General features: G+C 40.3%; 14 protein-coding genes and 1 CRISPR repeat array. Of the genes, 12 read left to right on the top strand and 2 right to left on the bottom strand.

The features are described 5' to 3' along the window. The coding region (locus IQ264_RS18850; RefSeq protein WP_193982346.1) for a DNA cytosine methyltransferase at positions 1 to 1,299 on the bottom strand (1,299 nt) is incomplete at its 3' end. 46 nt (positions 1,300 to 1,345) lie between these two features. Between IQ264_RS18850 and IQ264_RS18845 the strand changes: the two genes are divergently transcribed. The 3 genes from IQ264_RS18845 to crn3 all read left to right on the top strand — a co-directional run bounded on the left by IQ264_RS18845 (position 1,346) and on the right by crn3 (position 6,559). Next, positions 1,346 to 2,011, top strand: coding sequence for a hypothetical protein (locus IQ264_RS18845; RefSeq protein WP_193982345.1), 666 nt, complete (start codon positions 1,346 to 1,348; stop codon positions 2,009 to 2,011). Between the two features lie 460 nt (positions 2,012 to 2,471). Beyond that, a CRISPR array of direct repeats spans positions 2,472 to 4,754; the repeat unit is 37 nt; unit sequence CTTTCCATTGACCAAATCCCCGCAAGGGGACTGAAAC. Positions 4,755 to 4,970: 216 nt separating this feature from the next. After that, positions 4,971 to 6,113 (top strand): CRISPR-associated endoribonuclease Cas6, encoded by a 1,143-nt coding sequence (cas6, locus tag IQ264_RS18840; RefSeq protein ID WP_193982344.1) that lies wholly within the window; start codon positions 4,971 to 4,973, stop codon positions 6,111 to 6,113. 104 nt (positions 6,114 to 6,217) lie between these two features. Next, positions 6,218 to 6,559, top strand: a complete 342-nt coding sequence (gene crn3 / locus IQ264_RS18835; RefSeq protein WP_228061643.1) for a CRISPR-associated ring nuclease Crn3/Csx3 — start codon at positions 6,218 to 6,220, stop codon at positions 6,557 to 6,559. A gap of 40 nt (positions 6,560 to 6,599) precedes the next feature. On the opposite strand, the gene IQ264_RS18830 is transcribed toward crn3, so the two are convergent. Then, positions 6,600 to 8,018, bottom strand: coding sequence for a TIGR03985 family CRISPR-associated protein (locus IQ264_RS18830; protein WP_193982343.1), 1,419 nt, complete (start codon positions 8,016 to 8,018; stop codon positions 6,600 to 6,602). A gap of 186 nt (positions 8,019 to 8,204) precedes the next feature. Between IQ264_RS18830 and IQ264_RS18825 the strand changes: the two genes are divergently transcribed. From IQ264_RS18825 to cas3, 9 genes are read left to right on the top strand one after another with little or no spacing between them, the layout of a single operon-like run. Next, the gene (locus IQ264_RS18825) at positions 8,205 to 9,488 is read left to right on the top strand and encodes a Card1-like endonuclease domain-containing protein (RefSeq protein ID WP_193982342.1); all 1,284 of its coding nucleotides are present in this window, start codon (positions 8,205 to 8,207) and stop codon (positions 9,486 to 9,488) included. Further along, positions 9,485 to 11,161 carry a Cas10/Cmr2 second palm domain-containing protein gene (locus IQ264_RS18820; protein ID WP_193982341.1) on the top strand — a complete coding sequence of 559 codons (1,677 nt, stop codon included), beginning with the start codon at positions 9,485 to 9,487 and terminating at the stop codon, positions 11,159 to 11,161. The genes IQ264_RS18825 and IQ264_RS18820 overlap by 4 nt, the downstream gene beginning before the upstream one ends. Beyond that, positions 11,124 to 11,792 (top strand): RAMP superfamily CRISPR-associated protein, encoded by a 669-nt coding sequence (locus IQ264_RS18815; RefSeq protein WP_193982340.1) that lies wholly within the window; start codon positions 11,124 to 11,126, stop codon positions 11,790 to 11,792. Before IQ264_RS18820 ends, IQ264_RS18815 begins: the two co-directional genes overlap by 38 nt. Then, on the top strand, positions 11,789 to 13,369 hold the full coding sequence (locus tag IQ264_RS18810; RefSeq protein ID WP_193982339.1) for an RAMP superfamily CRISPR-associated protein: 1,581 nt from the start codon (positions 11,789 to 11,791) through the stop codon (positions 13,367 to 13,369). Before IQ264_RS18815 ends, IQ264_RS18810 begins: the two co-directional genes overlap by 4 nt. Then, a complete protein-coding gene (locus IQ264_RS18805) occupies positions 13,359 to 14,822 on the top strand; it encodes an RAMP superfamily CRISPR-associated protein (protein WP_193982338.1) in 1,464 nt (487 codons plus the stop codon). The genes IQ264_RS18810 and IQ264_RS18805 overlap by 11 nt, the downstream gene beginning before the upstream one ends. Further along, positions 14,819 to 15,418 (top strand): CRISPR-associated protein Csx19, encoded by a 600-nt coding sequence (gene csx19 / locus IQ264_RS18800; RefSeq protein WP_193982337.1) that lies wholly within the window; start codon positions 14,819 to 14,821, stop codon positions 15,416 to 15,418. Before IQ264_RS18805 ends, csx19 begins: the two co-directional genes overlap by 4 nt. Beyond that, the gene (locus IQ264_RS18795; protein WP_193982336.1) at positions 15,399 to 17,756 is read left to right on the top strand and encodes a TIGR03986 family CRISPR-associated RAMP protein; all 2,358 of its coding nucleotides are present in this window, start codon (positions 15,399 to 15,401) and stop codon (positions 17,754 to 17,756) included. Before csx19 ends, IQ264_RS18795 begins: the two co-directional genes overlap by 20 nt. Positions 17,757 to 17,798: 42 nt before the next feature. Then, the gene (locus IQ264_RS18790) at positions 17,799 to 18,422 is read left to right on the top strand and encodes a DEAD/DEAH box helicase (RefSeq protein ID WP_193982335.1); all 624 of its coding nucleotides are present in this window, start codon (positions 17,799 to 17,801) and stop codon (positions 18,420 to 18,422) included. Beyond that, on the top strand, positions 18,409 to 20,448 hold the full coding sequence (cas3, locus tag IQ264_RS18785; RefSeq protein WP_193982334.1) for a CRISPR-associated helicase Cas3': 2,040 nt from the start codon (positions 18,409 to 18,411) through the stop codon (positions 20,446 to 20,448). Before IQ264_RS18790 ends, cas3 begins: the two co-directional genes overlap by 14 nt. The last annotated feature ends 3 nt before the right edge of the window (positions 20,449 to 20,451 follow it).

Here is a 20,451-nt window from a genome sequence, read left to right as displayed (position 1 = left end):
ATCGTTGGTTGTCGAATCTGTGAAGGAGAAGTCTTGGAGTAGATTCGTTGCTTGTAATTGTGTAGTTGATGGCATAGTAATGCTCCCATTGGCTTGATTTTGGGTTAATGTATTGGTTGGTTTTTTTATTTTGTTTGAAGTGCGCTCTGAGATTAGAGGAGCCACTTCTACTTCTTTCGGTAAGAAAATTTGCTCTGAGGCATGAGTTGATTCCTCCTGGCTGGATTTAGTGAGTAAAGGTTTAACTGCATTAGCAATGGCAGTTGCTAACAAGCAAGGCACTCCATTACCCAAAGCTGAACCTGCTATCCATGCGGCATCGGGTAATGTGAACCAATCGGGCAGGGTCATTAATCTGGCAGCACCACGAATGCCTAAGTTTTTCCAAATACCATCGGGGAGGCGGATGTTGATGGCATTCGCTCGGCTGTTGTGCCGTTGGTCAATCCAAATGCTTTTGCGGATTGTCCAGCTTGGTTCTTCGGGTAGTCGCACTTTCGGATTACCCCAAGCTCCTACTCGTTCGATGAGTAGCGGTTGCTGTAACAGGTGGGATGGTAGTGTCGTGATGCGTTGTAGTTGGGTAGCAGTCGGTTCGATATCCTCTAAGGTGGGTAGCAGGTCGCTGATGGCTTCGTACCAACCAACGACGGAGGGAATCGGGAGTAGGGGGTGGGGATTGGAGAAATTTTGTTCCCTACTCCCTCTGATGGCAATAGCAATGAATCTATGACGCTCTTGCGGTACGCCATAGTCGGCAGTGTTGACTATCTGAGTCTGGTAGCTGTAACCCAACTTAGTCAGAGCCGATTTAATAATTGACCAACTGGTGGAATGCTGGTATTCGGGTACGTTCTCGACTACGAATACTGGCGAAAGGAAAGTTTCTAGGGCTGTAACCGCAGCTGTGGCAGTGCTGGTGTCGCTGCTGGTTTCTTTGGCTTTCGGATTGCTGCGCGACAGGTGTTTGCAGGGTTGGGTGAGGACGAGGATATCCGGTGGTTGTAGGTGGGTGAGTTTGTTGGTTGCTACTACTTTCTGCAAAGTTTGGCGAAGGACGGGATGACCGAAGTTTTGCTCGTAGATGTGGGCAATGGCATGACTGAGTTTCGGGTCGTTGGGGTCGCAGTCTATATTCCAGATGCTACGAATACCAGCGATGCAGAAGCCTGCACTGAAAATGCCGCCACCTCCACATAAGTAGCCAGCTGTGGGGGCATCTTCTGACAGTACTGGTTTTGGTGCTGTCGCCCAAGGTGGGGGGTTTTTGTTTTGAGTTGATGGCGAACTTGCTAGCATCGCTGTGCACCTCTTACTTGAGAGTGAACGAGAACCAGCACGGTGGTTGTTACTTGCGAGTGCTGGTTTTAATCAGATTTTTCGATTAAAAGATCGTCGATTTTTAGGTCTGGATTATTGGTTCTTTCCCTCAGCCAATCTCGTATATACGTCAATAGCTAAACGTAAAAAGTTGCTTGGCGAGCTTTACGCCTATCTGCCAAGCATGATAGTGCATATTACCCTTATGGGTCAAGCGGGTAATGCGGGTAATGCGGGTAATACATCAGATAAGCGCTATTTACGGTGGATACTGGAAAAAAAGGAGAAACTTTTCTTCCTCAAATTCACCATGAATCAACAGGAACCCAAAAAGCCTAAAGCAATACCGTTTAAGGTAGACCCACCAGAAGAACTACACAAAGACTTCAAAATGCTGTGCGTGGAAGCTGGAACAAATATGAAAGCCAGAGCGCTGAAGCTAATTGAAGAAGATGTAATTTACTTTAGACTTACTGGCAAAGTTAGAAACTTAGAAATATCAGCACCTAAAATGTCAATTGCTGAGATAGTTCGGAATAATTATAAACAGCTAGAGGGCAAAGTGAAAAATATTGAAGCAATAACAAGAGGTGAAAAGCCATCTTTAGCTGATTTGTTGTGCATAGCAGAAACATTAGATTTGGATGAACAAGAATTAATTAAGCTTCATGTACAAGACTTCAATAATTGAAAAAGAGTTAACAGTTAAATGTAAAAAAATTAGCTTTAATGAATTGACTATTTAACTATCAGTAAGCTAATACGCATTTAAATTTGGAGTTTTGAAGCCTAAACCTCTTGCTGCAAGGGTTTCAAACAAAAAATTTAAATGCTTAACAGCTTACAACTAATAAAATATTTGAGGGGAAATTTTGCTGGTCAAGCTGTAGCATAGAGCAATATCATAAATACAAAGCATTGACAAGAGACTTATCTTGATTTACGATAAATTTCGTGGATCGAAGCGGGAGCGAAAACCTGGGGGGATTCACGAAAAACGCCAGAACCTAGACAATTAAATACTTTCAACATTCGGAGTTTTCAGATTATTGCAAATTACTTGCAATAATGAGGGCGGAAATGGAGCTAAAAATGAGATTCACGAAAATTGACTTCATAATGCCCTGGCTGTCTTTGTTTCAGGAGGCAGTCTTTCCATTGACCAAATCCCCGCAAGGGGACTGAAACCGTTATATTTTCTTAAATCCACTCCCAAATTATAAAACTTTCCATTGACCAAATCCCCGCAAGGGGACTGAAACCTTCCACCTTTGATACTGAAGTGGAAAAGATTAATTCACTTTCCATTGACCAAATCCCCGCAAGGGGACTGAAACTCGATATTTGTCTGCTATTGGTAACACCCATTGTTTGACTTTCCATTGACCAAATCCCCGCAAGGGGACTGAAACTAAAAACTAAAATTACTATCCTCGGAGCTAACACCAGCTTTCCATTGACCAAATCCCCGCAAGGGGACTGAAACCTAAACCTATTAGGCAATAGATACAGATCAATCACTCCACTTTCCATTGACCAAATCCCCGCAAGGGGACTGAAACAAACCAAGCAAATGACCTACCCAATTCTTAACGCTGCTTTCCATTGACCAAATCCCCGCAAGGGGACTGAAACATTGATACTAGTTGGATTTCTTGTTGCGTCCGCTTCTAACTTTCCATTGACCAAATCCCCGCAAGGGGACTGAAACGGATTAACGGACGCGCCGCTCAGATTTTTTCATAACTTTCCATTGACCAAATCCCCGCAAGGGGACTGAAACATTATCCCGTTGTACTCGTCCCTGGAATTGTGCAGAAACTTTCCATTGACCAAATCCCCGCAAGGGGACTGAAACGTGTTAAATACTTTGGATTTGACATTTTTATTCCCTAAACTTTCCATTGACCAAATCCCCGCAAGGGGACTGAAACGACCAATACATGATACAAAAACCGCACCAAGGAATAACCTTTCCATTGACCAAATCCCCGCAAGGGGACTGAAACGTTTTTACTTCAATCTGAAAATTAGAGAAAGGAAAGTATAACTTTCCATTGACCAAATCCCCGCAAGGGGACTGAAACTAAAATCGAGTGATTTTCTCCTCGATTTTAATTTCTCCTACTTTCCATTGACCAAATCCCCGCAAGGGGACTGAAACATTGAATCCAATTACTATTGAGCCGTTAATTATTTTTCTTTCCATTGACCAAATCCCCGCAAGGGGACTGAAACAACTGTTTACACTTTTCTTTCATCGTGCAGACTCAACCTTTCCATTGACCAAATCCCCGCAAGGGGACTGAAACCAGCAGAGCAGGATAGTGAGCAAAATATATTCGGCGCGACTTTCCATTGACCAAATCCCCGCAAGGGGACTGAAACTGATTAGCACGTTGAAGGGGACCCGACGAACCAACTTTCCATTGACCAAATCCCCGCAAGGGGACTGAAACAAATATCTCGCTGGTCTTGAGTCAGGCCATCATCTTTCCATTGACCAAATCCCCGCAAGGGGACTGAAACTTCGCTCAAGAATTAGCGAGAATGAAATTTGGTTTTACTTTCCATTGACCAAATCCCCGCAAGGGGACTGAAACTAATTTCCTCCCTTTAAATCTTATGAGGGTGGCGCTTTCCATTGACCAAATCCCCGCAAGGGGACTGAAACACGAAGGGGAATAGAAAATCGAGAAAAAGTAGCAACCTTTCCATTGACCAAATCCCCGCAAGGGGACTGAAACTCTAGAATTTGCTTAGGTGATTGAGGTTCGGCAACTGCTAGAGCTTTCCATTGACCAAATCCCCGCAAGGGGACTGAAACTTTCAACTCAAAAATGGATCGACCCCTGAAGAACCTCAATGGCTTTCCATTGACCAAATCCCCGCAAGGGGACTGAAACATTTCCATTTCTTTTTCCTTTTCAATTACAATTAACGTGAACTTTCCATTGACCAAATCCCCGCAAGGGGACTGAAACTGGCAATTGGAATTGGCGCAGTAGCACTAGCTTTTAATCCAACTTTCCATTGACCAAATCCCCGCAAGGGGACTGAAACCAGATTTAATCTGATATTGGTACATCACTTTGTACCAACTTTCCATTGACCAAATCCCCGCAAGGGGACTGAAACTTTTTCTTTCCTGTTATTCTTTTTATTTTCTCGCTCCTTTCCATTGACCAAATCCCCGCAAGGGGACTGAAACGATTCCGTCCAAATTTTAAGGACAAACCTTTAATCTTTCCATTGACCAAATCCCCGCAAGGGGACTGAAACATCGAAAGTAGAGGAGCGATCAACGCTTTAAAAACCCTAATCTTTCCATTGACCAAATCCCCGCAAGGGGACTGAAACTATCAGTTGATGCAGCTGATAGCAGTTTGACCGTAGACTTTCCATTGACCAAATCCCCGCAAGGGGACTGAAACCTTGCTTGCTAATGCGATCGCAGCAAGAAAGCTTTTGCAGTTGTTCTTTTTTTCTATGTATTAACGGTTGGGATTGCCGAATAAGTTCGCGTAGCGTACCGTTAGGTGTATCGCACTAATCTTTTCCTAACTTTAGGCTAAAAGAATCCCCGTAAGGAGATGGAATCAAAGTAAAATACAAACAGCAAGAATTCGGCAGTCCTCTGCTCAATCACAATGCCTCAACCTGCCAAAAGTCGCCGCCAACAAAAAGAATCAGAATCACCTGACCTCACTTGGTCAAATGATACAGAACTGCTGGGACTAGTTTTTGAATTACAACCCAAAACAGACGCTTCCTTATATCCGCAATATACGATCGGACTTCATGCCTGGTTACTTGACCAAGTGCGTTCGTTCGATCCAGAATTATCCGCATATCTTCACGATGGACAGTCAGAAAAACCTTTCACCATTTCTGGATTAGAAGGCGCATTAGTTCCCATTGGCAAAGAATTTCAGGTGCAAGCATCGCAAACATATCGTTGGTATGTGACAGCTTTATCGGCAAAAGTCGTGCAGTGGTTGGCACAATGGGTGAAAGTATTACCAGAAGAAGTGGCGCTGCGAAATGTGCCATTAACAATTCAATCATGTAAAATCGCTCTGCCAGCTACTACTTATAAACAGTTATGGGAAGCAGAACGTTCTTCATCAATATTAAAACTCAGTTTTATTACATCAACCAGTTTTCGGCGGAAAAAACATCACTTTCCCTTACCATTACCTTTTAATGTATTTCATAGTTACTTGCGGCGATGGAATGATTTTTCGGGAATGCCTTTTGAACAAGATGCTTTTTTGGATTGGGTAGATGAGAATGTAATTGTCCAACAAGTCAAACTAGAATCCTGTAAGGTGCAAGCTGGGAAAAAAGGCTCGGTGACGGGATTTGTGGGTGCGATCGAATATGCTTTAAGTAAAGAAGGTCAAGAGCGATCAGAATTTACTCAGTTATTCTATACTTTGGGGCGATTAGCTCCCTATTGTGGTACAGGCCACAAAACTACTTTTGGTTTAGGACAAACCCGAAACGAATGGGTTTCTCTTCCAGATGTACCAACAGCACCATCAGTAGAAGATTTGTTAGGGCAGAGAATTGCTCAGTTAACAGAAATATTTGTATCACAACGTAAGCGAACAGGGGGCGAAAGAGCTAGAGAAATTGCCGAAACTTGGGCAACAATTTTGGCAAGGCGAGAATTAGGAGAATCTTTGCAGGTAATTGCTCAAGATTTGGAAATGCCTTATCAAACAGTGAAAACTTATGTAAAATTAGCTCGTGCTGGATTAAAAACTGACTCAGCGCTTAAAGCGTGATTTCCACAAAGACAATTAATTCTCTGTTTGCAACTGTTAATTTAACACATCGGAATAATTTTCTAGGTTCTCCTACCTAAGTAGCAATAGTTCAACCAAAAACAATGAATATGAGTGCGATTAAACTGGAAATTTTTTCCCATCAAACACAATCAGGGTTGCCGTATCAACATTTACATTTGGAAATTACCAACGAAAATGGCATCATTACACCTGCTGATTTGAAAGGATTGAAATTACCAACCGGGATTAATTTTAGTCAAGGAATTGTGATTGAAGGAAAAGCACCAATTTGGTTATACGGATATCTGGTGCATGAATGTCACCCCGCTGCTTGGGTAGGTTGTTACGATCCGCGTTTGGGAGTAGTTGTGGTGGCGACGCATACTCATGAAGTTTCTATTTCGCAGGTGTTTAAGGTGGATTTACCTGCTGTTAATTTCTAGAATAGTCGGTAGACCAAAAAGTCATGAAACAATAGAGGTTTCAGCATTTATAGAGATTCCAAGCCTTATGAGTTTCTGAAGCCATTTCTTTTCGCAAGTCCCAAGGCAGCATAACTTCAACCTTCGACCCCAAAGCTCGTAGCCTTCTGATTACATGATAGTCTTTAACCCGGTAAAAGGCTTTGTAATAAGCATCAGTATTTGGGCGTGATTGGAGAATGTCTAAGAGAGCCTGTTGGTGTTCTAGGTTAAGTGTATATTGCTTGATTAATTTGACAGTTTGTTCGTAATCAATGGAAGTAAAAGTTTTATGCAGACTGATGCCTTGAATATAACTATCATGGAAATCTCGCTCAAAACGTAATATCAAGAGAGATTTTTTCTTATAAAAATCATAGCCCCAAGCTGCTTCTAATGCTGATTTTATGGCTTCTTTAGTTGGCAATTGATCGTCCTCATATTTTTCTTTCAATAACTGAGGAATCCGAGTATCTAGCCAATCCAAGCAGACAAGACGTTTGGAGACAATGCGATCGAGGCGATAATTGTACCAATCAATTTCATCTTTGGGATTCTTACCATAGCCACATAGATATTTAGCCCGTTCCATAAAGTAAATGCAAACTGGATAAACAATACACTCCTTCATTTTATTCTGGTGGGCGCTATGATAAGTCAATAGCAAAGGTAAAATTTTTCCTGTTTCCCAAATTTCTTGCAATTCGCTTTGAATTTGCTCAACAATATCTTGCTTGAGTGAAGCATCAGGAATTATGTAATCTTGGTACAAAAAAACACGAGAATTAGTAGAAATTTCTTCAGAAATTTGCTCGGCAAGCAGAGGAAAGTTAGGGTCAAGGAAGTCGAGCATATCCAGTGTTTCAGCTACATAAGCTTGCTTTTGAGGAGTCAAATTAATATTCAGAACAGATTCTTCCGATTCACTACGAATTGGCAGAGTTGTAACTCGACGATATTTTTTACTTCTGCCAACACTATTTGTAACATCTTGTAGCCAATTCCGGTTAATCAATAATTCAAAGTCGCTCTGTAGGGACTTACGCACCTGAGCGAAGAGGGGTTCTTGTAGAAGCTTTTCTAAATTTTGTGAAGTAATCAGAGGAATTTCTTTCTGGAGGGACTTTTGCCATTCGGTTAGAGGAACTTCTAATGTTATTAACCATTCATTCGCTGTTTTATGACAAGCACAGTTTGGGTTGTGACAATTAAGAATATTTTCCTGCTTTTCATCTTTGTGACATTCACTGAAAAAATTTTCACGCCAACTAGCATAGGTGAAGCAATCAGAAAGGGCATCATATCCTTGGTCACTATAAAGCCAACGTAACAAAGTCCACAACCGAAGAGCACGAGTGAGGTTTTGGCTTTGATCCAAAGAACCTTTGGCTAAGTGTTGTAACAATTTGGGATATGGAGGATTACGAAAGGTTAGGTTCACTGTTGATTCTCAAATTTATGTTGTGTTTTTTAGGATAGCAGCTATCGGAAGGGGCTGTTTCCGACAGGATGCAATAATCGGGATAAATAAATGGAAAACATTTGTTCAAGCTGTTGTTTTATGGAAGGAAGCGATCGCATTTCTGAAGCAACAGCAACCTCATACACACTTTAAACGCCAGCAATTATGAACACATCTGAATTTGATAAATACAAAGTCGATCACCTCTTTTTGCTCATCGGTGAAAACCCGTTGCCTAATTATGTAGCTGCCCGACTTTTGTTAAATAAGGGAGGAACGCCCTATCTAGTTTATTCAAAGGATACAACAGATACAGCAATACGTTTGCAAACAATATTGAGTAATGAACCCATTGGCTTAAAGACGGCGCAACTTGTGCCGCTTAATGATTACGAATCCGATGCTTATCACATTAAAGAGGAGATTCGTTCAAAACTAGAAGCTATCAAAGTGGGAAAAATTGGATTGAATTACACGGGTGGTACTAAAGCAATGGCTGTACACGCCTACAGGGCTGTTTTCAGCAAAGAGCGTCCCGAAACTGTTTTTAGCTATCTTGACCCACGCAAGCTAGAGATGTGCATAGACAGGGAAGATGGCGATCGCATCCGCCTTAAAGTGAAGCCAGAGTATTTGGAAGTCAAACTTGTAGAACTTTTTGAGCTTCACAGTTTAAAGTTAAACGGAAAACCCAGACAAGAAGCGCAATTACCCGAATTAGCAGCAGTACTTGCCAAGGTATTTAAGGATGAGAATAAGGCAAAGCAGTGGTTGGATTGGTACTACAATGTTTTCTGTCAAGAAGCTCGTAAGGAGAAGAAGAAAAATGGGGAAAGAGGTGATTGGCAAAACAAGACAAACTTAGCCACATTATCAATATCTGTTGAAAAATTACCGCCAGAAATTGAGACTGAATTTAAACGAGGAAACTTGATTGACTTAGATGACAAACTTTCACTGCAATTAGTACAACAATTCAAAACCGAGAAAGAGGAGCCTGTGTTTAAAGAAATCAAACATTTTTGTGAATATCTTGACGGTTTTTGGTTGGAGCATTATGTTTTGCAACAAGTTGAAAATATTACTGAGCGAAACTCTATCAAAGACTACGGGCTTAATTTTGAAGTGCCTCTCCCAGGAAGTGACAAATTTGAGTTTGATGTAGCGTTTACTAGAGGCTATCAGCTTTTTGCAATTTCGATCTCAACGCTCAGCGACAGAAAACGATGTAAGAGTAAACTTTTTGAAGCATACATACGAGCAAGACAAATGGGGGGTGATGAAGCGAGAGTGGCTTTAATTTGTTGTACTAATGAACCAGATACACTCAAAGCTGAGATGGCATTACTAGGCGATAAAAAGATTGCCGTGTTTGGACGGGATGATCTAATTAATTTATCAGACAAGATTGAAGAATGGATTAAACAATCTGATAAGGATGCAAGATGAGAAAGTTTACGGTAACTGTACTGGATACAACGGGAATTCAGCCTTACATTTTCGGCAGTAACCGCCTGCGTGAAAATATTGGTGCATCTTACTTAGTCTCTCAAGCAACTGATAACTGGGCGAGAGAGGCTTTAGAGAAATTGAAAGACCACATAAAGCAAGAAGTTTATGCTTTCAATCCTAAACAACATCAACCAGATGCAAAACCACGCATCGAAGATGATGGACTAGCTGCTGAGTTAGTTTATGCAGGTGGTGGTAATACAGTATTACTATTTTCAGACAAGCAGTATGCTGTGCAATTTACTCAGATTTTGAGTAAGCGAATCTTAGAAGAAGGACCGGGTATAAATCTTGTAGCCGCCCATAAAGAGTTTGATTGGGATAGCCAATCTCTTTATGATAATGTTCAGGATTTGATGAAAAATGACTTGGATGCCAAAAAGCGAAGCAGGATACCTTCTGCACCATTACTAGGTTTGGGAGTAACAGCAACTTGTAGATCGACTCAATTAGTTGCTGTAGGAATGAGTGAAAAAATTGAAGATGATGAACCTTATCTAATTTCTAGAGAAATTCAGAAAAAACTGGACGCGGTTCGTTTTGCAAATCGTCAACTTAGAGAAAGATTACTCAACACGAGTTCCGAAATTTATGAATTTCCCCTAAGAACTGACTATATGGGTCGTTCATCAGGAGATTCTAGCTATGTTGCTGTGATTCATGCTGATGGTAATGGTATGGGAAAACGCTTTCAAAAATTTGGCAAAGATAAATGCAATCGGGACTACATTATCGATATGCGTAAACTTTCCCACAGCGTTAATCAGGCTGGTATTACAGCACTCAAAAAAGTGATAGAGATACTGGTTAAATCTATTGAGGTAGATAAAGATGGGAAGAGAAAGGTCAAGGGTAAATTTGAAATCAAAGATAACTACTTGCCATTTCGTCCTCTCGTTTATGGTGGTGATGACGTTACTTTCGTTTGTGATGGACGCTTAGGGCTTGAATTGGCGACAATCTATCTTGAAGAACTTGAGAAACAACCAATTGTAGACGGTAAACCTATTAAAGCCTGTGCTGGGATTTGTGTTGTTAAAACTCACTACCCTTTTGTACGAGCTTATGAACTTAGCGAAGACTTATGCCGTAAAGCCAAAAATTTTGTTAAAGATGAGAGTAAGAGATTTGCAAAAGACGATTTCTCAGCTTTAGATTGGCATTTAGCAGCAAGTGGATTAATTGGATCAATTTCTGAAATACGTCAGCGCGAGTATGAAGTACCAGCAGGTAGTTTATCAATGCGTCCTATCAGTTTGAAAAAAGAACGTGATAGCGACTGGCGTACTTGGGAAGGTTTTACAAAAGTAGTCCAACACTTTAATGAAGATGATGACTGGAAAGGTCGTCGAAATAAAGTAATTGCCTTACGGGAAGTGCTGCGTCAAGGGCTTGATGCAACTCAGAAGTTTCTCAAAAACTACAAAATAAAAGATCAGCAACTACCAACATTTCCAGAATTTAGCGGTCAAAGTACGAACCTAGCTGAAAAAGGTTGGCTGAATGGCATTTGTGGCTATTTTGATGCTATAGAAGCAATGGAATTTTATATCTCATTGAGGGAAGAGTCAGATGTCAACTTATCAATTGAAAATCAAACTGTTGAGTGATACTACCTTTGGACGCGGGGATGGGGTAGCGGGTTTAATCGACCAAGAAGTAGAGCATGATATTTATGGCTTTCCCTACTTGCGGGGACGTACTCTCAAGGGATTACTGAGTGAAGAATGCGATAACTTAATCGCTGTACTTTCTCATCATAAACGGGATTGGGAGGAGGTTGCTTGTAAATTATTCGGTACGCTTGGTAGCACCATTGGAACCATCGCAGCAGTTCATGTGGGAGATGCTTGTTTACCAGATGATTTGCGTCAAGCCGTTGCCTTCCAAATTCAGGATGAAACTTTAACAAAAACAGAAGTACTTGATTCTCTAACAACTATTCGTCGTCAGACTGCAATAGACCCAGAATCTGGTGCATCGGATGAGGGAAGCTTGCGTTCATATCGTGTTATTTTGCGTGACCTTTGTTTCACTGCTGACTTAATCTTTGAGGAAATTCCAAGTGATGAAATGCTATCGCTTTTAGCTGTTGGCGCTATGGCAATTCGACGCTTGGGTAGTGGACGAAATCGGGGTCGTGGTCACGTTCAATGTACGTTATACGATTCACAAGGAAATAACATTACCCATCGATATATGAATCATTTTGGAAAAGAGATTAAGGATAAAGTTGCATGAAAGCAATTACTTTAACATTAGAAACTCAGCAACCACTTCTTGCTACTTCATTTCAAGGCGATCCAAACAGCGATGTGTCGTATTCTTATATCCCTGGTACCATGATTCGCGGTGCAATTATTGGGCGTTATATGAGACAGCATCACTTGGCAGAACTTGATTTAACTAATGATGAAGTGAAGCGACTTTTCTTTGATGCCAACAGTACTCGCTACTTAAATGCGTATCTTTTGAGTCAAAAAAATCAACGTACTCTTCCTCTACCTTTGTCTTGGTTCAAGGATAAGGATGCAGAACTTACTGAGAATTCACCTATAACTGTATATGATTTCAGTATTGATAAAGGAGAAGATCCCGAAACCCCAAAAGCTGTTGGTGAATACTTCTGGTCAAAGGAAGGAGGAATTGTTAAGTTATACAAAGAGAAGCGACGGATTAATATTCATAATTTTCGCGATCGCAAACAAGGACGCTCTACGGATAAACAAGGCGAACTCTTCCGCTACGATGCTTTAGATGCAGGACAAACCTTTCAATCTATCATCCTTTGTGGAGATGACGATGTAAAAACAATTCAGAATTTATTAACCGAACCAAATATCTGGCTAGGAGGTTCTCAAAGTGCTGGATACGGACATACTAAAATTATTGCAACAAAACCATCTAGCGATAATTGGAGTGAAATAGGAATTCCAGCAGAAGACCGAGAAAATGATCAAATTGTAAGCATTACCCTTCTCAGCGATACTTTGTTAAGAAATCAACAAGGTCAATCTGTAGCAGATCCAACTTTGATTAAACAAGCAATTGAAGCCGTGTTAAATATAACCTTGCCTCAACCAAAACCGGGAGGTATTTTTACTAGCAGTACTCTAATCGGTGGCTTTAACCGCAAATGGGGATTGCCTTTACCTCAAGTTCCAGCCTTAGCAGCAGGCAGCGTAATTGTTTTTGAAAATGAAGATATTGAGATTACTTCAGAACAAATTCAGCTACTCGAAGCTTGCGGAATTGGAGAGAGAAGAGAAGATGGTTTTGGACGAATTGCTATAAATTGGCTAAAAAATGAGTCTATTCAAGTAATTTTATCAAAGTTATCTAGTACCTCTAGCTTACCTCTGTTAAGAAGCGAAGGCTCACGGCTTTTAGCTGAACAAATGGCACAAAGACTGTTGGAACAAAAGCTAGAACAATATCTTCAAAAGCAAGTTGGGTATTTAAGTTTGGATGAAGGCATTAGTAACAGCCAATTGTCACGATTACAATCTGTTGCACGACAAGCACTTTCCAATGGAAACTGTAATTTAGTTATCTCACTGCTAAATAGCTTACCCTCTAATGCCAAGAATCAGTTTGAACGCATAAAAATAGGAAACAAATCATTCAGAAAACAGCTAGATGAGTGGTTAGAGAATCCGACGAATTGGATTAATGGTATAGAAGTCAAAATTGCTGATGTAGAGCGCAAATTTGATGATGATATTGCCCGACAAGATAAGCTAGCTGAAAAATACACACTACGGCTAATTATGGCAGTGGCGAAGAAAGCAACTAAGGAGAATAATAATGAGTCTTGAACGTCTGAACCGCCACCAACGCCCTATTACTAAACGCATTATTGTACGAGGTACATTAATGTTAGATACTCCTACTTGTCTGGGAAGTGGTGATGTAGATAGTCCAACTGATTTAGCATTACTCAAAGATAGTATTAGTGACCATGCTCTTTTGACTGGTTCATCCATTGCAGGTGCTTTGCGAAATTACTTGCGTGAGTATGAGCATGGGTATGGTATAGGAGAACAAGAGTGCGATCGCGCCACTGCCTTATTTGGTGGAACTCGCCGTGCTGATGATGGTGAACAAAGTCCATTAATTGTGAATGATGGTATCAGCACTAACATACCGACAGTAGAATTGAGAGATGGAGTAGAAATTGAAGGAACAACGAGTACAGCCAAAAAAGGTCAGAAATACGACTTAGAGCTATTAGCCGCCGAAACTGAATTTCCTCTATGTTTTGAATTACTCATAGAGCAGAAACAAGACCCCAGAGAACAGCAAAATTATGAAGATAGGCTAGTAAAATCACTAGCATTAGCTTTACGAGGCTTAGAGTTTGGTGAAATCAATATTGGCATGAAAAAACGACGCGGTTTTGGTCGCTGTCATGTGGGTGAATGGCAAGTTTGGAAATTCGATTTAAGAGAACATAGCGATCGCATGGCTTGGCTACTCTTCGATCGTGAATGCACCAACAAGTTACCTGTTATTACAAATAAAATCGCTGATGCTTTAAGTGTGGTATTAGATGAAAAAGAAGATAAGCGCGATCGCTTCATCATCCAAGCTACCTTTAAACTAGCTAGTCCCTTACTAATTCGTTCAGGTCAAGCTGAAACTGGATGCGCACCGGATGTCATACATCTAAAATCACATCGACCTGGAGAAACAGAACCAAAACCTGTTTTATCTGGTACGAGTTTAGCAGGAGTATTACGCCATAGAGCCGAACGAATTGTTAATACTTTGAAAAAACCGATAACGATTATAGACGAAATATTTGGGCCAGATTTTAGTGAAGACAAAACTAAGGAAGCTAAAGCAAGTCGGTTAATTGTACATGAAAGCGTCATCGAAAATACGGCTGACTTGGTGCAAAATCGAATTGCGATCGATCGCTTTACTGGTGGTGCATATCACGGTGCTTTATTCAGCGAACAGCCGATATTTGGTAGCGATAAAACACGCCTAACTTTAGAACTAGAGTTGCGTCAGCCAAAAAATGCTGAGATTGGTTTGCTACTTTTATTACTCAAAGATTTGTGGACGAGTGATTTACCTGTAGGCGGTGAAAGCAGCATCGGACGGGGACGATTGCAGGGAATCAATGCAACGATAATTCGGCAGATGCCCGGAGAAGCAATACAAACCTGGACAATTTCTCAAGAGGGAAAACATCTCCAGGTGAGCGATGCTAAAGCTTTAGAAGCATTTGTTAGTGATTTTTCTGGAAAGGTGGCAGCATGAGCGAAGTTTTATGTCAAAAACTTTCTGTTGATGGAATTATAGACGATGAAACACTTGTTTCTTGGTTGGAGGAGCAAGCAAGAAATTGGAAACTTAACTATCTGCTAGCTCATGCCGACGATGGTGTAATTTGGGGTCGCTTTGATGAAGGTAAGCTAACTACGGCTGAAAAGGTATTCCATAAGCCTGAATTTAAAGTAGATTTTCCATCGCTACGATTACTCACCCTTCAACAATGCCGTATTTTTGGTCAAGACGGTGAGGTGTTACTTTGGCGGACTGGGGAAACTTTGCTAGCGCGTCTAATTCAAGATAATCCAGACACAAATAAGTTCTCAGAAAGACAAATCCTCTGGGGAAATCATGGGGAAAAGCGAGACAATTTTAGCTTACTTTGGGACGGTTCGCAGGGACTAAAACACGCCGTGCCATTTACCGATATTGCCTTGGACAAACATCACAAGCTGATTAACCCAGTGCGCTTGATTGTGCATCATTATATTACCTATGACAATGATGGATTAGCTCGTATTTACCTCAGTCGTCTTGTTAATTTAACTACTAGGATAAATAATCATGAATCCGAAACACATTAAAGAAATTACCGATCCACAACGCATAGCTAAAGCACCTTACAATTTTGTAGAATTACCAGAAAAGGTGGTTGAAGCAGAGCCTTTACCTGATGGCGATCAATATCATCCTAATAAAGATGTTGAACTACCACGTCACACTGGCAGAATTGAATGCACTTTGACAACGAAATCTAAACTATACACTCGTTGCGGTTGGCATCCCGATGATTTTGCTAAATACTCAGAACCTCCCATACATAAAACACAACAAGAAAGAGAGCGGTGGGAGAAAGAAGAAAAAGCGAACTGGGAGAGAGAAAGACAAGAAATTCTTGCCTCATTCTTCAGCCATCCTGGTGATAGCCTTGCTGTAATAGCTGGTAGTAGCATACGAGGAATGCTGCGAACTTTAGTTGAAATTGTTAGTTTTGGGAAGATAGATAGAGTTTCAGATCAACAACACTTTTTCTTTCGGGCGGTTGCTGCTGATAATGACGATCCCTTAAAGGAAGAATACAAAAAATATATCAATCCCAAAAATATTAAAGCTGGTTACTTGGTAGAGAGACAAGATGGCTGGTTTATTCGTCCGGCTATGCTTGTCGATAATTCTCCATTCATTTGGGTTAAAGAAGATAAATTGCAAACGATCTCTAGTTTGATTCCTATGAAGGATTTATCAAAATATAAACCTCAATATTTTATTAATATTAGTTTTCAAGATATCTACACAAAAAATGGTCGCCGTTTTGCTGGGAAAGTCAGTAACAATTGTACTACTGACCAGTATCAAGGCGTTTTAGTAACTAGCGGTAATATGCTAGAAGGAGGAACCAACCCAGACGATCTAAAACGAAAAAATAACTGCATTGTCAGAGAACCAAACCCTAACACTGAACTGATTTCAATAAGTGAAGATGCAATTCGAGACTACTGTAGTGCTTTAACTGCTTTTCAACAGCAAGAACCGTTCGATAAAAATAGAGGTGTTCTTAAAAATGGTCGTTGTATCTTCTACTGTCAACCCCTACCTGGACAACCAGTAACTTTATTTGGTCAAAGCCCTTATTTTCGCATTCCTTACTCTCCTCAAGGTAATGGACAAGCTTCAACAGCACGAGATTTTATTCCTCATTTTCTGAAAGATTCTAAAGATAAACCAGCTATCATTGATATAGCTGAAGCTATTTTTGGTTTTGTCCGACGTGACAAACAACCTAAAAAAATAGATCAAAGTCGTGCTGGTCGAGTGTTTATTAGCGATGGTATCCTAAAACCAAATCAGGAAGAAAAGGTGCAGGAAAGTCTAGATCGAGAACTAATACCAATTCTCTTATCTAGCCCTAAACCTACCACGTTTCAGCATTATCTAGTTCAAACTAGCGATAAAAAGTTAGAACTCAAGCACTATGCTAGTGAGCCACCAATTAAGACAGAAGAGGAAGAAACACCCGGAAAAACTGTTATTCGCGGACACAAGCTGTACTGGCATAAACCCTGTAGAATTGAAGTTCCTGAAAATTCAGATACTCAAATCAGCTTAGTTAAACCTATCGATCCAGAAATTGAATTTACCTTCAAAGTTTACTTTGAAAACCTGAGTAATGTTGAACTCGGTGCATTGTTATGGGTACTCGTTCGCGCCGCTCAACCAGAATACTACTTATCTCTGGGTATGGGTAAACCCTTTGGTATGGGTGCTGTTAAAGTGAAGATTGATAAGCTTTGGTTGGGCGATCGCTCTCAACGCTACAATACCTTATTCACTGATAACAATCAGTGGGAATATGGAGAAGGAACTAACACGGAGTCTGAACGTGAACAGTGCATAAAAGCTTTTGAGGATTATGTACTGGAGAAGATCCACGAAAATGACCATCCAGAGGGACGTAAAGCTACAAGTTTAGATGAACTACCACGCATCAAAATGTTATTAGCAATGTTGCAATCCGATGGTCTAAAAAACTCAGGAGATGCTGAGTATATGTCGATTGAGCCTAATGAGTACAAAGATCGTCGAGTGTTGCCAACTCCGTTACAGGTAGCAGGGATTGATGATTGTCGCCGACTCAATAATCTAAAAGCTTCAACTTCGACAGTAATAATTAACAACCCGCAAAAAAAAGCTAAATATTACTCCGCTCAATCTATAAACGCAACAGTTACGAAATTTGAATCCCAAAAGAAAGGAGTTGAAGCGACTTATGAAATTGAGTGTAAAATCGAGGGAAGCATTAAACGAAAAGAGTATTTTAAGGGAACAGCGCCTTTTTCTGTTGGACAAAAGGTGGAAGTAGAAATTACAAGTCTCAAAGAAGATGGCAAAATCCAGAAAGTTAAATGGATTAAGAATGTTTAAAGTAGCGATCGCATCTTTACTTATCCTTACCCACTCCCTCCCATGAACCTTAACCACTACTTCCACACCCTCACTAACTTCCCTCCGCGACAATTTCAACTCCAAACAATTGAGAAACTCCTCAACCGCCAAGATATCTTACTTCGTGCTCCTACAGGTTCGGGGAAGACGGAGACTGCGATCGCACCTTTCCTCTTCGCCAAACCCCTGCAACTGAACTTCCCTAACAAATTAATCTACGTCGTTCCTTTACGCACCCTTGCCAATAGTTTGCGCCAAAGAACAGAAGTTCTGGTTCAAAATTGGTCAAAACACTATCCTTTACCCCGACCTTTAATAGTTACTTTGCAAACCGGAGAAAACCCAGAAGACCCACGTTTTGAAGGTGATATAATCTTCTGTACGATCGACCAAATGTTAAGCAGTTTTCTCAACATTCCTTATTCTGTAGGTCGCGGTTCTGCTAACGTCAACGCTGGAGCAATCTTTGCTTCCTATTTAGTATTTGATGAATTGCACTTACTAGATCCAGAACGCTCATTTACCACTGTCTTAAAAGTCTTACAGCAAGTTAAAGGAATTGCACCATTTCTACTAATGACAGCCACCTTAACTGATGAACTATCTCAACAAATTAGAAAGGTAATAGAGCATGGAAATTATTGAAGTTAGCCAAATGGATTTAGTAGCAATTGAAGGCGATCGTCACCGCACTTTTAGAGCTATAACCACTCCTTTAACATCTGAAGTTATCCTCAATGACATTCAGCAAAATCAGCGCCAGCGAGTTATTGTTATTTGTAACACTGTATCGCAAGCGCAAGGTTTGTTTCGAGATTTAGATGCGCTTAAGTTTGAAGGTAACTTAAAAATTACCTTACTTCATTCTCGCTTTTTGCCAGAACATCGCGCCCAAAAAGAAGCTGATATCAAAACCCTATTTTCTGAACAATGGCAAGCTGATGGTTATTGTCATATTTTGATAGCTACTCAGGTAATAGAAGCTGGACTTAACATCACTTGTGAAATTATGCACACAGAGTTATGTCCGATGAACTCACTATTACAAAGGGCCGGAAGGTGTGCCAGATTTAAAGGAGAGAAAGGTGAAGTTTGCGTTTATTGGAGTATTCAGATTAATCCAGAAAATGGGGAATTAGGCGAGCGGGATTTTGCAGAAGAACCAACAGAACAAAAGAAAAGCTTTTTGCCTTACGAGCGAGAACTTTGTGAGTTAACTTGGCAGGTTTTAGAAGCACATACACAATCAGAACAGGTTAATCAGCAAGTTGATTTTAACCTAGAACAAGCATGGATTAATCAGGTACACATAGCAGCAGATTCTTTACAAGCAGAACGGAGGAAAAATGACTCTGCTGAATTTGAAAGAAAGTTCAATGATGCTATATTCACAGGCGATCGCTCAGTTGCCGATGACTTAATTCGCCATGTAGATAATCGCAGTGTATTTGTTTGGAATGAACCAACTCTAATTGATTTTGACGATAATCAACAAATTAATCCCAAGAAACTATTAGCCTTTTCTGTACCTCTTACTACTTTATTAAAAGTTTGGCACGAAGTGCAAAATTTAGAATATCAAATTGATTGGATATTTAAACGCATTGAATCACCAAAAGAAAAAGCAGCCGAAACTTATAATTTACCCATTTGTATTACTGTCCGTTCCCACAATGATTTGGTGTATAGCTGGCAAATTTTAGTTAATCCTCGCTATGTTTATTATGACGAAGAGATTGGTTTACTTATCGGAGTAAATGTTGAAGGTAACAATTTTACTTCTCCCAATAAACCACCAAAACAAGCGGTTAGTGAATATCAGTATCAGATGGATACTTATGTCGGACATTTAGGCTGTATGTGGAAATGCTGGCGGGATTCTTTCTCAACAATAGGCTTAAAAAATGGTACTTGGGTAAAAACTGAATATGGTAGCGTTCGTCATGAATTACTAAACACTGGCGGACGATTTATTCAGCAGAACATTTTGACTAAATTAACCACAACCCAAGCAGAAGAACTGTTTGAATATTTGGTGTTATTAGCAATCTTTACTCATGATTTAGGGAAACTACAAATAAAATGGCAAGCAGTGATGAGGGGATGGCAAGCGATCGCACATTCTAACTTCAAAGGTAAACCACCTAAATCACATTTACTAGCACACACAGACTATAACCCAGAAGAAGAGGAACAAAAACAAGCTCTTAAAGCTTATGAAGCTAAACACAAACGACCTAACCATGCTGTTGAAAGTGCTTTCTTAGCACAATATATTTTACAACAATCTCTATTTCCCTTATTACAAAATGAATTTGATGCTGATAATAAACAGATTTTCAGTATTATATATACGGTAATTTTAGCAGCAGGAAGACATCATTCTGCTTGGGCAAAAGGCTGGGAAGCTAAAGATATTCGGAAGGTTGGAGATATTCAATTAGATTCAGAAGCACAAAATGCGATCGCATCTAGTTGGCGCAGTCTGACTCGTTGGTTATCCAAAACTTTACCTCTACCAACAGAAGCACCAAATCTAAATCAAAACTGTTATCCAATTAGAGAATTAGACCTCAAAAGGTTTTCTCCAAATCAAATGGAATATTTACAATTATATTGGTTAATTGTGAGAGCATTACGACTATGCGATCAACGCTCGGTTCAACTTTAAAAC

This window comes from [Phormidium] sp. LEGE 05292 (assembly GCF_015207735.1).
In the GTDB taxonomy this organism is placed as follows: domain Bacteria; phylum Cyanobacteriota; class Cyanobacteriia; order Cyanobacteriales; family Aerosakkonemataceae; genus Floridanema.
The sequence above is the reverse complement of the archived record's forward strand: the minus strand, read 5'-3'. Positions and strand labels throughout refer to the sequence as shown.

Bases quoted from the DNA above. Each gene is read 5' to 3' on its own strand.
- cas6 (WP_193982344.1), top strand. From the start codon at position 4,971: ATGCCTCAACCTGCCAAAAGTCGCCGCCAACAAAAAGAATCAGAATCA.
- crn3 (WP_228061643.1), top strand. From the start codon at position 6,218: ATGAATATGAGTGCGATTAAACTGGAAATTTTTTCCCATCAAACACAA.
- IQ264_RS18825 (WP_193982342.1), top strand. From the start codon at position 8,205: ATGAACACATCTGAATTTGATAAATACAAAGTCGATCACCTCTTTTTG.
- IQ264_RS18820 (WP_193982341.1), top strand. From the start codon at position 9,485: ATGAGAAAGTTTACGGTAACTGTACTGGATACAACGGGAATTCAGCCT.
- IQ264_RS18815 (WP_193982340.1), top strand. From the start codon at position 11,124: ATGTCAACTTATCAATTGAAAATCAAACTGTTGAGTGATACTACCTTT.
- IQ264_RS18810 (WP_193982339.1), top strand. From the start codon at position 11,789: ATGAAAGCAATTACTTTAACATTAGAAACTCAGCAACCACTTCTTGCT.
- IQ264_RS18805 (WP_193982338.1), top strand. From the start codon at position 13,359: ATGAGTCTTGAACGTCTGAACCGCCACCAACGCCCTATTACTAAACGC.
- csx19 (WP_193982337.1), top strand. From the start codon at position 14,819: ATGAGCGAAGTTTTATGTCAAAAACTTTCTGTTGATGGAATTATAGAC.
- IQ264_RS18795 (WP_193982336.1), top strand. From the start codon at position 15,399: ATGAATCCGAAACACATTAAAGAAATTACCGATCCACAACGCATAGCT.
- IQ264_RS18790 (WP_193982335.1), top strand. From the start codon at position 17,799: ATGAACCTTAACCACTACTTCCACACCCTCACTAACTTCCCTCCGCGA.
- cas3 (WP_193982334.1), top strand. From the start codon at position 18,409: ATGGAAATTATTGAAGTTAGCCAAATGGATTTAGTAGCAATTGAAGGC.